The 13,967-nt window shown below is 42.0% G+C and carries 14 protein-coding genes; 9 read left to right on the top strand and 5 right to left on the bottom strand.

Features of this window, described 5'->3' with window-relative positions:
- Positions 1–359 precede the first annotated feature (359 nt).
- Positions 360–803 carry a hypothetical protein gene (locus FPZ42_RS14310; RefSeq protein ID WP_146272341.1) on the bottom strand — a complete coding sequence of 148 codons (444 nt, stop codon included), beginning with the start codon at positions 801–803 and terminating at the stop codon, positions 360–362.
- A gap of 131 nt (positions 804–934) precedes the next feature.
- Positions 935–2,881: a LuxR C-terminal-related transcriptional regulator gene (locus FPZ42_RS14305; RefSeq protein WP_146272340.1), complete on the bottom strand. Its 1,947-nt coding sequence runs from the start codon at positions 2,879–2,881 to the stop codon at positions 935–937.
- Positions 2,882–3,106: 225 nt separating this feature from the next.
- Between FPZ42_RS14305 and FPZ42_RS14300 the strand changes: the two genes are divergently transcribed.
- The 5 genes from FPZ42_RS14300 to FPZ42_RS14280 all read left to right on the top strand — a co-directional run bounded on the left by FPZ42_RS14300 (position 3,107) and on the right by FPZ42_RS14280 (position 7,085).
- Positions 3,107–3,472: a DUF4870 domain-containing protein gene (locus tag FPZ42_RS14300; RefSeq protein WP_146272339.1), complete on the top strand. Its 366-nt coding sequence runs from the start codon at positions 3,107–3,109 to the stop codon at positions 3,470–3,472.
- A 94-nt stretch (positions 3,473–3,566) separates the two neighbouring features.
- The gene (locus FPZ42_RS14295) at positions 3,567–4,073 is read left to right on the top strand and encodes a hypothetical protein (protein ID WP_146272338.1); all 507 of its coding nucleotides are present in this window, start codon (positions 3,567–3,569) and stop codon (positions 4,071–4,073) included.
- Positions 4,070–5,506 carry an ankyrin repeat domain-containing protein gene (locus FPZ42_RS14290; RefSeq protein ID WP_146272337.1) on the top strand — a complete coding sequence of 479 codons (1,437 nt, stop codon included), beginning with the start codon at positions 4,070–4,072 and terminating at the stop codon, positions 5,504–5,506. Before FPZ42_RS14295 ends, FPZ42_RS14290 begins: the two co-directional genes overlap by 4 nt.
- Positions 5,507–5,519: 13 nt before the next feature.
- Positions 5,520–6,503: an ankyrin repeat domain-containing protein gene (locus FPZ42_RS14285; RefSeq protein ID WP_146272336.1), complete on the top strand. Its 984-nt coding sequence runs from the start codon at positions 5,520–5,522 to the stop codon at positions 6,501–6,503.
- Between the two features lie 36 nt (positions 6,504–6,539).
- Positions 6,540–7,085, top strand: a complete 546-nt coding sequence (locus FPZ42_RS14280; RefSeq protein ID WP_146272335.1) for a hypothetical protein — start codon at positions 6,540–6,542, stop codon at positions 7,083–7,085.
- A gap of 112 nt (positions 7,086–7,197) precedes the next feature.
- Here the strand turns inward: FPZ42_RS14280 and FPZ42_RS14275 are convergent, their stop codons facing one another.
- The 3 genes from FPZ42_RS14275 to dcd are packed head-to-tail and all read right to left on the bottom strand — an operon-like array spanning position 7,198 to position 10,765.
- Complete coding sequence (locus tag FPZ42_RS14275) at positions 7,198–7,479, bottom strand: ATP-dependent Clp protease adaptor ClpS (protein WP_146272334.1); 282 nt, start codon at positions 7,477–7,479, stop codon at positions 7,198–7,200.
- Positions 7,480–7,538: 59 nt separating this feature from the next.
- Positions 7,539–10,172: a TonB-dependent receptor plug domain-containing protein gene (locus FPZ42_RS14270; protein WP_186458780.1), complete on the bottom strand. Its 2,634-nt coding sequence runs from the start codon at positions 10,170–10,172 to the stop codon at positions 7,539–7,541.
- A 56-nt stretch (positions 10,173–10,228) separates the two neighbouring features.
- Positions 10,229–10,765: a dCTP deaminase gene (gene dcd, locus FPZ42_RS14265; protein ID WP_146272332.1), complete on the bottom strand. Its 537-nt coding sequence runs from the start codon at positions 10,763–10,765 to the stop codon at positions 10,229–10,231.
- Between the two features lie 376 nt (positions 10,766–11,141).
- Here dcd and FPZ42_RS14260 point away from each other — a divergent pair, with 376 nt between their 5' ends.
- From FPZ42_RS14260 to FPZ42_RS14245, 4 genes are read left to right on the top strand one after another with little or no spacing between them, the layout of a single operon-like run.
- Entirely contained in the window at positions 11,142–11,780 is a 639-nt protein-coding gene (locus FPZ42_RS14260) for a 4'-phosphopantetheinyl transferase family protein (RefSeq protein WP_146272331.1), read from the top strand.
- Between the two features lie 2 nt (positions 11,781–11,782).
- The gene (lipB, locus tag FPZ42_RS14255; RefSeq protein WP_146272330.1) at positions 11,783–12,514 is read left to right on the top strand and encodes a lipoyl(octanoyl) transferase LipB; all 732 of its coding nucleotides are present in this window, start codon (positions 11,783–11,785) and stop codon (positions 12,512–12,514) included.
- A complete protein-coding gene (locus FPZ42_RS14250) occupies positions 12,511–13,227 on the top strand; it encodes an SGNH/GDSL hydrolase family protein (RefSeq protein WP_146272329.1) in 717 nt (238 codons plus the stop codon). The genes lipB and FPZ42_RS14250 overlap by 4 nt, the downstream gene beginning before the upstream one ends.
- A complete protein-coding gene (locus FPZ42_RS14245; RefSeq protein WP_261382298.1) occupies positions 13,224–13,898 on the top strand; it encodes an SGNH/GDSL hydrolase family protein in 675 nt (224 codons plus the stop codon). Before FPZ42_RS14250 ends, FPZ42_RS14245 begins: the two co-directional genes overlap by 4 nt.
- Positions 13,899–13,967 lie beyond the last annotated feature (69 nt).

The following is a 13,967-nucleotide window of genomic DNA, read 5'->3' as shown; positions in this document are numbered from 1 at the left end:
TGATCAGATAATTGATCTATCGTAAGGTGGTAAGTATGCGTTTTCACATAGGCGATAGATTAAGTTGGTTACTAAGTTGGTTTATAGGATTCATGTTGATATTAAGGTATTATTATCGCAAAGATAATTATCGAAGTTATACAATGGCTCACGCTAATTATTGACTATAATTTGCAATAGATTTAGCTTTTTTTGCAGAGCGCTGCAAACATAGGAAAACACATCTTAAGTAACTAATATGCTACAACTGAAATCTCGATTTTTGTTTTTGAAGCTTTCATTGAGTAAACATTACAGATTCCTTACTCAAAAAAAAGCCCCGCGTTGCGAGGCTCTATTTATTTTTGAAATATCCTGATCTAATTTATCACCAATTCTTCAGAAACGTTATACCCCATCGTTGTTTTGTGGATAGACCGGCTCTGGAAAAACACAGCCACTAAAGGTAACAGCGATAGTTCGGCCGCAAGTACTATCGCACTTACAGACGCCCATGAAAGCTCAAAAAAAGCAAATCTGAAAGCCGAGAATATAATGATAGTATGTATTAACCAAAGTGACGATAATAGCGTTAGACCGTATACCGTTAGCGATGGTTGCTGATTTACCCATTTTAATATGAATAGGTTTACAGCCTTCCCCATTAACCAGCTAACGCCACCAAATGCAAATCCAACAACTATTTGTGGCAACAATTGTAACGTAAAATACCATTTGAAAAAATCAACGCAACCTGCGTTAAAAGTGTAAAATATTCCGAACGTAAGCACTGTAACTGCTGCTATTTTAAGTAATCTTCCCATCACCTATCTTTTTTGATTGAAACGTAAATATCGTAACAATAGTAACATAGGCGTTACAAAATGTATTAGAATTTGCTTAGAATTCTTAAGCGGATGTGAAGCAGATCGAGACTGTTGATAAAAAGCAGAAATCAATCTGCCTTATGGTCTGTGTATTGAAAACCTAAAATTGACTGGTCAAGATTGTCATCTTTACCAAGCTTAAGTTTTTGCTTTAAACGGTAGCGAGCCATGCGGATACTTTTGGGTTCAACACCTAAGCGGCTTGCTATTTCTTTATTATCCAATCCCATTAAAATATATGCACAATACTTAAGATCCAACCGGGTAAGGGAATTATCTGCCCGTTGCTGCAGCGCTATAAAAAACGACGGATGGATATGGCTGATGCCCTGTTGCTCGTCAAGGCTTTTATCAGCACGTAAGTTTTGATTGATGATACGGCCTATTTGCCTGGCTACATGCTGCGCATCTCCCCCGCGCGATTTCTCTTTGAGCAATTCAAATATGGCGTTCTTCTCTTCTATTTTTAAAGTGCCGGCCAGCAGCTCTTTTTCCAACCATTCCGTTCTGTCTTGCAGTAGGGCTTGTTGCGCTTCGGCCCTGGCGCGCTCCTCTTCCCGCAAATGGGCCTGCAGTTCTGCCTCCTGTTTCTCCATCATCAATTGTTGCGCTTCGGCCTGTTTAAGTTTGGCAATCAATTGTATCTCTTCGTTCTGCTTATCGGCTATCTGCTTTTGTTGCTGAGATGCTTTTAGTTTATAATGGTAAGAACTCAGCAACAAACCCAAAACCAAAATGCTTACCGAGCCAATGGCTACATACAGCCAGTTAAGCCTTTTATTGTAATTGTCGCGTTCTTTTAATCGTTTTATCTCGTTATCTCGCTGGGCTGCGTGGTATTCCTCTTCAAGTTGCTGCACAATACTTAATTTTTGGGCGTCAAACACTTTACCATAATAGGTTACGTACTGCTTGTAGTAGTCCAGGGCCTTTTGTTTATCACCCTTTTGCTCCGCAACATTTGCAAGCCCCAGCATCAACCGCGATCGGGTTATATCTACCCCAGGCGCTGCACTTGCCAATTCACCAATGCCTGTTATCAGATATTGCTCCGCTTTAACATAATCTTTTTGCCTTAACGCGTATTCGCTAAGTATCCCATAACAGTTGGCGATAATTTCTTTTCCGTTGGTTTTGCGGCCTATTGCTAAGGCTATATTCACATACCGTTGTGCACTATCTTTAAAGCTTAAGGGATAATATTTAAAGTAGGCGTTGGCAATATTCAATGCAGTTAACGAGGCATTGCTTTGAATAAATATCCGCTCCTTATTCTTCTCATAAAAATTCATAGCCCTGCGATAGTAGCGCATGCTCGAATCTAAAAGTTCGCGCCGGGCCATGTTATGTTCAAAAGACGAAAAGAAACTATGAGCCAGCGTCATATAACCTATTTGGGTATCATCTGCAAAAACGCTCTTTTTTGATGCAGCTAAACAAGCCATGGCATAGCGGTGTTGCTTTACGGTATCGCTTCCGTAAGCGTAGATACTTGCGATATAATGGTTGATGAGCGTTTTATAACTGAAAGCCCTTTTATCAGTAGCATTTGCCAACAATTGATCTGCCCTTAACAGACCGGATATCGCTTTCTCATTATTGCCTCTAACCAACTCAAGCCAACCTTTGCGGAGCCATACAAAGGCCAGCATTTCCTTATCCGTAGTTTTAGCGGCACATCGGCTGGCGCTATCCAGGTAAATTACTGCTCTTCTTTCCTGGCCCTTTTGCATCAACAGGTAAGCCATGGTAGCATAGCAGAATGCCTTTGGTCCGGCTTCATCTAATTCTTTGGAAAGCTGCAAGGCCCGCCGGGCAGTTTTTAGAGCTTCGTCAGCATCTTTTTCTAATGTAGCCCTTGCCAATTCGGCTGTGGCAACAGGCCTTTCTTTATAAGACACACTATTGGCTACCCGCGTTAAAGAGTCAATGATCAAAGATTGAGAGAAGCCGGTATTTCCATATCCTAACAGATAGAAAAACACGAGAAAGACGAAGATCTTCTTTAAATACATAAGTGCTCGGGTAGTTAACTATAGCGAAACGGCTCTTTTCACATCTTCCTTATCTCGCCGTAATTAATACTGTAACACAACAACTTATAAAATTGTTGTAGATGATTTGTAGACGGTTTAAAATTAACTGGTAGACGCCTTGTAGCTACCGTTTTTTTGGCTCCGGACAGCTACCTAACTACTTTTGGGTCAACATCTTTATTGTTAACCTTAAAAGTAAAAACTATGTCAAACAAAACATTAGCTATTGTAAGCTACATCACCATTATCGGTTGGATAATTGCTTATTTAGAATTTAAAAAGCGCGAACAAAAAAGCGAATTAGTAAACTATCATTTGGGCCAATCCTTAGGGCTTATCATTCTATCGTTTGCTCTCGGTATTTTGATGTCTATTCTTATTGCTATAATCCCCGGCTTATACATTGTAAGCGGTATAGTTGGTTTAGCAACCTTTATACTCATGCTGTTGGGTATTGTGGCCGCTAACAATGAAGCCGTAAAACCACTACCAATAGTAGGTAAATTATTTGAAGGCCGCTTCAACTTCAGCGACCAGGCTGGCGCAAATTCTCAGCAAAAAAGCTTCTAAATAATTGAGCCTAACCTTTCTAAAAGCCCTGGTACCGTTGCTTTTAACATAGTAGCGGCTACCAGGTATTTTATTTACCTATTTAAAATAAATTATGCTGTTAGGTTCAAATACAACAAGCCCGGGTGTTAATCATGTACTGCGAACTGACTTCATTGTTCAGCTCATTAGTCAATCGAAGTATGCGGAGGCTTACCAGCTGCTAAAAGCCGAGCCGACAGATAAACCTACTACTCACTACAATCTTGCCCTGTGTTTTTATTGGACGGGCAACTACCGCGAAGCGCTTATTTATCTGGACAAGGCACAAATGTTCTTGCCGGCAGGTACAATAAGATCTAAGCAGTTGATTGATGAGTTTTATAAAAACCTGCGGGATAAACAGAATCAACTGAACGACCATCAAACTGCTATCACTGACCAATATTTACACGCCTTTCCGGAGATGGTAGCAGATGGGATAATCCGGCTAAAAACTGATTGCTGGTTGCAGCTTAAAGAATTTGCTATTGTAGTTGAAACAGCCACCCCCATAGCTTACAAACAGTACAGAAATATTACCGAAGCACTGACCACAGCTAAAGAAAAACTTAAAAAATGAGTACAGAATTTAATCTGATAAGAGATACTTATCATCGCAATATGTTTGCGGATGACGCTGCAAAGATTGATGTACTGGCGCTTTATCAATCGTTACCAGATCTGGCTATCACAGGTGATCAGGAAGAAAACCTTTATCATCTTGCAGCCAGATTCACACATCCCGAAGCGATAAAATTTTTACGGGAAAAAGGCGTAAAACCCGATACAGATAAGTACGGCAATACGCCGTTGCACGCACTTGCAACGGCTAAGTTTGATCTCAGCGATCTTAAGCTTGAACAAAAAGCGATAAGGATCAAAGAAACAACGCAAGCATTGCTTGAAGCCGGCGTTAATTCCAAAAAGAAAAATGACTCTGGTAAACTTGCTTATTATGAAGCCGGGCTGGTTTATATGTACCCCATGCTGGATGTTCTTGGAGACACTGGAACGAAATTGGACGCAACAGAAGCAGAAGGTAAAAATCTGCTGCATTCCATTTGCGATAAATTGGTCCACCGTAAAAGTATACCGGGCGCATTAGATGCTGCAACAAAAATTGTTAAAGTACTTATTGAAAAAAGCGGCATAGACCCTGACGATAAAGACATCTTTGGCAGCACTCCACTGGCATACGCCCAGCGCAGCGGTGTAAAAGAAATAGCCGCCATATTAACAGGCAACGATGAAAACACCACAACCGGGGGCATGACGATGCATGAGGCCGTGCTTAACCGTGATATGGCCGCGTTGGAGAGTATTGTAAAAACCGAGGTCGATTTGGATCAACTGTCAGACCAGCATAACCGTGCGGCACTCATGCTTGCTTGCGAGTATCCATCGCTGCCGATGGTAAAGATATTGACTGATGCAGGTGCAGATGTGAATTACCGCACCGGTATAGGCGAAACCGCTGCCTATTATTTGCTTGCAAAGGGCATAACAAACTTTGGCCGCGGATTAAGCCAAGACCTAAAAGACATCGTTAAAATTCTCCGCAATTTGATTGACAAAGGACTGGACGTGGATGCTGCTATCACCAATGATGGTGACACCGCACTAAACGTGATCTGCAAGGCCGGTTATCTTGCTGATCTGAATGCTGCATTAGTTGAAGAGTTGATTGATGCCGGTGCCGACGTCAACAAACCTGATCAATTCGGCCGAACACCGTTAATGTCATTTGCCATGCGAGGTAATGAGCCCAAGTATGCAATTGCCGAGCTACTGCTTGACAATGATGCCGACACGACATATGTAGATAACACAGGCAGTACGGCATTAATGTACGCAGCCTCAAACCCCGACCAGATGTCGGCGAAGAAACTTGTTTCGCTGATATTGGATAAGGATACCTCTACGATAGAAAATGTAAATAATGCCGGGCAAACCGTTATGGACGTGGCCATACAAAATGGCAACGAAGCCGTTGTAAAACAAATACTGGCGTAAGAATCATACAGATATGGATAACATGTTTTTAAATGCTTGCAAAAATGCTCAGAAAGGCATTGTGCAGGCTTTCCTTAAAAAGGGCGGCATTAATGTAGATAAACGCGACGCGCTTGGTAATACACCGCTTTATTATGTATGTATTAAAGGTGCAAAAGACATCGCTAAGATGTTGATAGATGCCGGGGCTGATGTAAACCTGCAGAACAACATCAGTGAAGCTCCTTTACATTGCGCAGCCCGGGCGGGGGCCAAAGAATTGATAAAGCTGCTTACAGATGCCGGGGCAGAATTAAATGCAGGTAACAATTTTGGCCAAACACCAATATTTTACGCTGTACTTGCCGGTAAAACTGAAACGGCTTTGTACCTGATATCATTAGGGGCCAACGTAAATATCAAAGACAATGGAGGATACAATATTCTGGACCATGCAACGGCCAACGGCATGCGCGAATTAGTTGTCCAATTATCACGTACAGAAGGAAGCGACACTGCCCAAAAAGATAATAATGGCAACACGCCCCTTCATCAGGCAGTTTACAATAACCAGAGCGAGGTAGTTGCATCACTGCTTAAAAGTGGCAGCCTCAATGTTAACGAGCTTAACAATAACGGCGTTAGTCCGCTTATCCTGGCAGTGAACAATTCAAACACTCACCTTACCGAACTATTGATAAATGCCGGTGCTGATGTAAATCAGCATGTGCTCAACGGCAATTCAGCCTTGCACTTTGCGGCTGGCATGGGCAATCATCATTTGGGTAAAAAGCTCATTAAAGGTGGCGCTGAGGTAAATTCAAGAAATAGCTTTAGCGAAACGCCGCTAATTGTTGCAGCCCAGTGCGAGTTTAATGATTTTACAGCAATGCTGCTTGAAAATGGCGCCGACCCTAACGCGGTGGATAATGAAAGCCGCAGTGCTATAAATTTCGCGAGCGAACGCGGTTATACCGAAATATTAGAACAATTGTTAATGGCAGGTGCAACGGAATAACTGCACTGCTTATTGCTAACTTTTAACACCACAATCATGAAAAAAATAATTTTCCTGACAATAGCTCTTGCTGTATCAACTTTTGCACGGCAAACTTTTGCACAAACCGAAGCATCTGCAGAAGAGAAAAAGAATAAAGTTGTAATGACCATTATGGATGGAGGGAAAGCCATCACTGCAGAGATAAACTCAGTAAATATTTCTATAAACCGCTACGAAGATAACATAGATGAAGAACAGGCTTCGGAAGTTAAATCTGCGGTTGCTGACACAAGTAATGTGAAATTGCCAAAGACCTTTTCAAAACGAGCTCCCGGGATTTCCTATCTCACAATAGAGGCAAAATCTTTAAGTAAAGAGATGATGCAGGTACTTGCAAAGATCAGGAACAGGTTTGATGGCACCATCACCATTACAGATGCTGCCACCAAAAAAGTAGTTAAAAGTTTAAAATTTAAAGGTGGGGCACTTTATACTTATTCCGATCAGTTAACATCACTTACAGAAAGTTACGGCTATAACAGCATAGGTTTATCCTTAAGTTGCAAAGGACTTTCAATTGATGGAGTGGACTTTAATTGATTTAGACAGTTTGCTCAACTTATCACAATGAGCAGTCCTGGAAAAGTTGATTGTTAAGTGGTCAACGTTTTTCAGGACTCGTATTAATTGGGCTGTAAAAGCTGTAATCGTATCAATCAACAGAAACGGTCAGGCCTTCCTGCTGTAATATCTTACGGTAAATTTCCATCTCGGTAAAAGAACCCTCCAAAACCGCACATTTGCCTTCATTATGAACTTTCCAGGCTATTTTTTCCGCCTGGCTTTCATTGTAATCGAGGTATTTTATCATGCAATAAATTACATGATCGAAAGTGTTATGGTCATCATTCCACAAAATAAGGCGGTGCATTTCCTTAAGGCCCGCCAGTATCTCTTCAAGCGTGAGGGTTTCTTCCTGTACTTCGGTTGGCATATCACGCAAATCTACTCAAAATTAAGCCTTAAGCATAATTAGGTTTAATTTTACAACGGTTACTGCACGGTATACCGCAACACCTGCCTGCCTATCCGCCCTTCAGAATCCACCCCTTCTACCACAACCCGGTAATTGCCGGGTGCACCGTTAAAATAACTTGAGCTGGTTTTGCCATCAACAGTTACCAGATCTGGTTTCCAAAAAATAGTTGAACGCAGGTCTGCTAACTTAACATCCCGCTTAACATTGTATTTTGGAGAGTAGAAAACCCTGGATTTGTATATGCCCTTAGGTGCATAAGGCTTTACACCGCCGCCAAAGTATCTCGGGTAATCAACAGGCTCGTCGCCACGTTTGGTGGTAATAACTAATACGCCACCGCCTGCCCTTGAGCCGTAGATAGCCGCGTTGCCGATATTTCGTAATACCTCGATTGATTGAACATCATTAACATTGATAGTGTTCATATAGTCCGAATCAGTGTACACCCCATCAACTACTATCAACATTGGGCCGCCACCGCGAGTTGAAAAGGCCGTACCATTTCTGAAGATAACCCCAAGCAAACGCCCCTGCAAGCAATCAGCTAATTGAATACAACCCGGATACAGATCTTTCGCTAACAGTATCTGGTCAGCTCTGCCCGGACCATTTAGGTTTGCAGAGTGTTTAAGTGCATTTCGTTTCTCGCGAACCTGAACTTCTCTGAGAGAAATCACATGGTTCCCTAATCCCAGTTTCATCTGCTCAAAATAAAATTGCCTGCTGTTTTGAGCGTATGCAGCTATGCTTTGGCCTGCATTAGTAACAAAATCAGGGAGGCTTTTAAATTGATTAGATGGTGCCGGGGGAACACTGTCAACAGTAATTACCACATTACGCTTGTTTTTAGCAGTACGGGCTTGTAGCAAAAACTTTATGCTATCGGGGTAAATTATATCGTTAAAAGCAAAGCGGCCATTTGCATCGGTCACGGTATCAACTTGTAAGATACCATCACCGAAATTTATCAATTCAACTTTACCCCCCTTTACCGGTTGCCCGGATGTTGTTGTTACCCGGCCCGAAATAGTGAATGTTCGTTCATCAGGAAACTTATCTTGAGTATCATTACCTGCCGCTATAGCCCGCCACTCAAAACGTTGGTAACCTTGCGTCATCATCAATACATCAAGATCTGCACGCGTTTTTTCTGTGATCTCGTTAAAGTAATACGCCGGTTGCTCTATATATCCTTTAAGATCAGAGCTAAGCAAAAGCGATGCAAAAATATTATTCTCGTTATTTTCATCGATAGGCGCCTTGCTTTCATTTACAACTGCTACTGATAAACTGCCAAGAGATGGCTTTCCATCAGCTGTTGTAGCTTCAACATTAAGCGTAACCGGTTTTTGAGCCTGTTGATAGTTTTTATCTGCAGCAACTTTTAAGTTTATTTTATCATTGCCATTTATAAATACCAATCGCTGATTAAGCGGCTCACCAGCTGAGGAGAAAAGCGTAAACTGCACAATACCCGATGGAAATTTACTTGCAGGGATTACGGCACTAAAGCTTGATTTTCCTATCTCGCTTTTAGCTGCATAATAAACCCTCCCGTTTGCCTGCGCCAATAAATTTAGCTGACCTGCGAGCGCCTTTGGGGTTGCTACATTTACCATAATATGGTTCGGATCAGTACTTGTTATATTGAGCACAGTACCATTATCAGTGGCTTTAGGCAAAGCCTTAATAGCTTTTGAGCCATCTGCATACGTTAGTTCCGCTTTGTATGTTTGGCCCGCTTGAGGTGTTAACGTAAATGCACCCATGCCCAGGTGAGTGGTACTTATAACGGCGATCTGTTTTCCGCTGTTATCCTTGATAACCCCCTTTGCATCAACGCCCAAGCCGTCGTTACCAATAATTTTAAATGCTATATGGGTGTTAATGCCATTAACCAGGTTGCCACCCTCCGGAAAAAACTGGACATCAGCAACACCGGCGGCAAAATGCACCGGGATTCTCTTTATAACTTTGTTTTCGCCAACGCCAGCAATGGTTGTAACAAAACGGACGTTCTCAAGGCTTGCTGCATCTGTTGCAGGAAAATTTATTTTGATATTTCCGTCTGCATCGGTGACGGCTTTGCCTTTCATATTAGCCACACCTGTGGATAGCATGGTGTAGCTTACCTGCTTATTTGAGTAAGCTGCGCCATTTGCGTCAGTGTACCTTATAGTCGCCGTAACTTGCTTTTGCTGATAGCTGAAAGATGCCCTGGTGAAAACCTTATTGGTGATAACATTGCCTATAACAATTGCCTTATCAAAAAAGTATTGCGTACCGGCGTTACGCATATATTCGGTATATGCACGCAGGCGATAGTTACCTTCCTCCATGGTATCAGGCAGCGGTATATCACCGTAACCTATCCCATTATGTAATTGGATCTTAAGGGCTTGTTTTATAGAATCCGCCTCGTTTATGAGTTCAACATTCAATATTCCGCTATCCGGTTGCAATTGCCTGTCTGGCCCTGTTAAAACGTAGGCCTTAAACCATATATCTTCTCCGGCGGTATAATAAGGTTTATCAAAATGAAGGTATGCCTTTTCAATAGGGTGCTTTTGGCTCCAGGCCGCAAGTCTGCGGGTAAGGTTAGCTATGATGTCATCATCCACGGTAAAACCTGCTATTCCAAGCAACATTATCGCTGGCAAAAAAATCCAGATAAGCTTTTTACAGGTCATAAGCGCATGGTTATTTAAAATTTATTCTTCCACATCATACTTTCAACAGGCCGGGTTGTAGGTTTGTTATATTTGGCGTTGCCTTTGGTATTGTACATGGTTTCAATATCGCCCTCAACAACAAAGTATATTAACTGCCCGATAGGCATGCCAGCATAGATCTTAACCGGTTGGGCGCATGATATCTCAAGCGTCCAGGTATTACAAAAACCAACATCACCCTTACCCGCAGTGGCATGTATGTCAATACCTAATCGGCCCGTGCTCGATTTTCCTTCTAAAAAGGGTACATGTTTATGCGTCTCTGTATATTCCATTGTAACGCCCAGGTAAAGTGTATTAGGCTGTAATACAAATCCCTCTTTAGGTATCTCAAAGTTGATGATCTCGTTATGTAGCTTGGCATCAAGCACCCTGTCTTTATAAGTAGCCAAGTGTTTACCAAGGTGCACGTCATAAGAGTTTGTACCCAGGTGATCGCGGTTAAAGGGTTCAATAATTATAGTACCTTTTTCTATTTCTTCGAGGATGCGTTTATCAGACAAGATCATACGCTAAATTACCATTAAAAAAGCTATTAGTTGCACCCGCCGTTTAAATAAAAACCGCCGCACATTACTGTAACGGCGGCACACTCAACCGCTGTAAAAGGCGGTCACCTTCACCCAGTTCCTGTTTTAATGTTTATTTGATATCCTTTGTGTTTGAGGCAACTTTTCGCTCATCCGTAATTTTACACAGCCTTCGGTTATGGCAACCGCAATTAAGATGATTGCTGCAATGTAGGTTCTTTTCATTTCATAGTAAATTGTGATAATTACCCGTATGACAATCATTGATTAAGTTATGTTACACCTGGCCGTTAATTGGCGCTAAATTTTAAAATAGTGTGATAGAAATTGCTCAGCTTTTTCGCAATTTTACCTTATGGCTATAGCGTACCGACAACAAATTGATGACGACACAGAGTTTGCGCTATGGAAAATAGAGGAAAGTGCCGAAGAGCTTTATCAGCAGCTAAAGCTGGATGACGAGGAAAAAGCCTACACCCGCAAATTGAGCAAAAGCAAGCGCTACCTGCATTGGTTAGGTACACGCGTTTTACTTCGCAAAATGCTTAAAACAGAAGAATATATAGATTGTAAGGTTGATGCTCACGGCAAGCCATATCTCGTTAGCCTTCCATACCATATTTCTCTAAGTCATTCTTTTGATTACGCCGCCGTAATGATAAGCCGTACCAGCCCTGTGGGGATAGATATTGAGCAGATCAAAGAAAAAGTGGAGCGAATTGCGGGTAAGTTTATGCGGCCCGAGGAACTGGCTTTTGTTAGTGATGAGAACAAAATAGCACAGCTTTATGTATGCTGGTGCGCGAAAGAGGCGGTCTACAAATGCTATGGCCAAAAGGAAGTATCTTTCGCAGATAATATCACGCTATACCCATTTACTTTTCAACATCATGATCTGCTGCATGCTAAACTGCATAAGGGTAATGTAAACCTTGATTACGAGGTAGGCTATATGCAATATGAAGATTACATGATCGGTTACGTTAAAAGATAGAAATGAAAAACAAAAAGGTGGTTTTTGAGGATTGGGGATTAACTGATTATAAACAAGCCTGGGACAGACAGGAAGATATCTTTGGTGCGACCGTTAAGCTAAAATCAGAGCTACGCAACAAAGCTTTAGCGGTAGCAGCGGGCGAGGCAGAAGAGGAATACATCCCTACGCCTAATTACCTGATATTTACACAGCATCCACACGTTTATACATTGGGTAAGAGCGGTAAGGCAGATCATTTGCTGCTTGATGAACAGGGTTTGAAAGAAAAAAACGCGGCCTACTATCCCATTAACCGCGGTGGCGACATTACTTATCACGGTCCGGGTCAGATAGTGAGTTATCCTATTCTCGATCTTGATAACTTTTTCACCGACATTCACTTATACCTGCGCACGCTTGAAGAAGCTGTAATTTTAACAATGGCCGACTTTGGGCTTAAAGGGGGACGCTATCCGGGCTACACAGGCGTTTGGCTGGATGCAGATAATGAGCATGCACGTAAAATTTGTGCCATGGGTGTGCGCTGCAGTAGATGGGTGACGATGCACGGCCTTGCTTTTAATGTAAATACCGATCTGGATTATTTCAAGAACATTGTGCCTTGCGGCATTGATGATAAGGCGGTAACATCCATGCAGTTAGAACTTGGCGGCCAGGTTGATATAAATGAGGTTAAACAAATCCTTAAACACCATATTTCCGTACTTTTTGGTATGGAGATAATTGGATGAGAGGATACCTTACACTTGTGTTATTATTTGCTACCGCTTGTACAAAGCAGGTTGTAACAGCTTATCCAACACCGGGCAATGCTTCCTCAATAGATAATAATATGCCACAGCCAAAAACGTTCACTTATCTTGCATTGGGAGATTCATATACCATTGGCGAAGCTGTGCCGCAAGAACAATCTTTCCCTTACCAGCTAACCAGAAAGTTTGAGAACAATATATCGCCAGAGATCATTGCCGTTACCGGCTGGACAACAGGCGAACTCAAACAAGGTATACAACAACGAAATTTACAAAAGCACGATTACGACCTGGTAACGCTACTGATCGGCGTTAACAATCAATATCGCCATTACAGCAAAGATGATTACCGCAAAGAATTTACGGAGTTATTGGCCACCGCGATAAGCTATGCCAGCGGTAATAAACAACACGTTATCGTGCTTTCCATTCCCGACTGGGGCGTAACGCCTTTTGGTAAAAACACCGGTAATTCGGCAGCTATTGCTACCGACATAAACCTTTTCAACGGCATAAACCGGGAAGAGACCGATAAAGCGGGCGTTGCCTATGTGAACATCACCCCAATATCAAGGCAAGCCAATTCTCAACCGGATCTGGTAGCAACCGATGGGCTGCATCCATCAGGTAGAATGTATGGCTTATGGGTAGACCAGTTGGTGCCTGTGGTAACAAAGCAATTAGCGTTATGAAAGCTTTTTTGTTAGTTGTGGCATTGATGATCTGTTCAAGTTTTGGCTTTGCTCAAAATCAAAAGCCTGATAGCCTTCACTATCTTGCGCTTGGCGATTCTTATACTGCTGGGCGTTATGTTGATCGATCGCAATCATTTCCCTATCAATTAGCAGCTAAATTAAACAGCAAACATATTGCTACGGCGCAACCGGTGCTCATAGCTCAAAACGGCTGGCGTACCGACGAGTTGATCAACGGTATAAAGCAACAAACAGATAATGCCAGGTACGATTTAGTGACTTTGCTGATCGGTGTTAACAACCAATATCAAAAAAAAGATATTGAAACCTACCGCAAAGAATTTGCAGAAATTCTTAATTCTGCCATTTTTCTTGCCAAAGGCAACCAAAAGCATGTATTTGTATTATCAATACCTGATTGGGGCGTAACCCCTTTTGCCAATGGACGTAACCGGGAAAATATTGCCGCAGAAATTGATGCTTACAATGCTATCAATAAAGAAGTTACCAAAGCTGCCGGAGCGAATTATATCAACATTACAGAATTATCGCGAGCCGCGAGCGACGATAAAGAATATGTAACAACTGACAATTTACATCCATCAGCAAAAATGTATAAATGGTGGGTGGATAGATTGTACTCACGTGTAGCCGCCTCATTAAAATAAGATACAGTTCTTTTCAAAAAAAGGGCAGCAAAATCAATTTGCTGCCCTTTGCGAAATTTCATAAACAAG

Origin of the sequence: Mucilaginibacter achroorhodeus (assembly GCF_007846095.1) — a bacterium.
GTDB lineage: Bacteria > Bacteroidota > Bacteroidia > Sphingobacteriales > Sphingobacteriaceae > Mucilaginibacter > Mucilaginibacter achroorhodeus.
Note: the sequence above shows the minus strand (reverse complement) of the source record. Positions and strands in the feature narration are given on the sequence as shown.

What these genes read in the sequence shown, in the direction of transcription:
- FPZ42_RS14285 (WP_146272336.1), top strand. Translation starts at nt 5,520, where the DNA reads ATGGATAACATGTTTTTAAATGCTTGCAAAAATGCTCAGAAAGGCATT.
- lipB (WP_146272330.1), top strand. Translation starts at nt 11,783, where the DNA reads ATGAAAAACAAAAAGGTGGTTTTTGAGGATTGGGGATTAACTGATTAT.
- FPZ42_RS14305 (WP_146272340.1), bottom strand. Translation starts at nt 2,881, where the DNA reads ATGTATTTAAAGAAGATCTTCGTCTTTCTCGTGTTTTTCTATCTGTTA.
- FPZ42_RS14250 (WP_146272329.1), top strand. Translation starts at nt 12,511, where the DNA reads ATGAGAGGATACCTTACACTTGTGTTATTATTTGCTACCGCTTGTACA.
- FPZ42_RS14245 (WP_261382298.1), top strand. Translation starts at nt 13,224, where the DNA reads ATGAAAGCTTTTTTGTTAGTTGTGGCATTGATGATCTGTTCAAGTTTT.
- FPZ42_RS14275 (WP_146272334.1), bottom strand. Translation starts at nt 7,479, where the DNA reads ATGCCAACCGAAGTACAGGAAGAAACCCTCACGCTTGAAGAGATACTG.
- FPZ42_RS14280 (WP_146272335.1), top strand. Translation starts at nt 6,540, where the DNA reads ATGAAAAAAATAATTTTCCTGACAATAGCTCTTGCTGTATCAACTTTT.
- FPZ42_RS14300 (WP_146272339.1), top strand. Translation starts at nt 3,107, where the DNA reads ATGTCAAACAAAACATTAGCTATTGTAAGCTACATCACCATTATCGGT.
- FPZ42_RS14295 (WP_146272338.1), top strand. Translation starts at nt 3,567, where the DNA reads ATGCTGTTAGGTTCAAATACAACAAGCCCGGGTGTTAATCATGTACTG.
- FPZ42_RS14290 (WP_146272337.1), top strand. Translation starts at nt 4,070, where the DNA reads ATGAGTACAGAATTTAATCTGATAAGAGATACTTATCATCGCAATATG.
- dcd (WP_146272332.1), bottom strand. Translation starts at nt 10,765, where the DNA reads ATGATCTTGTCTGATAAACGCATCCTCGAAGAAATAGAAAAAGGTACT.
- FPZ42_RS14270 (WP_186458780.1), bottom strand. Translation starts at nt 10,172, where the DNA reads ATGTTGCTTGGAATAGCAGGTTTTACCGTGGATGATGACATCATAGCT.
- FPZ42_RS14260 (WP_146272331.1), top strand. Translation starts at nt 11,142, where the DNA reads ATGGCTATAGCGTACCGACAACAAATTGATGACGACACAGAGTTTGCG.
- FPZ42_RS14310 (WP_146272341.1), bottom strand. Translation starts at nt 803, where the DNA reads ATGGGAAGATTACTTAAAATAGCAGCAGTTACAGTGCTTACGTTCGGA.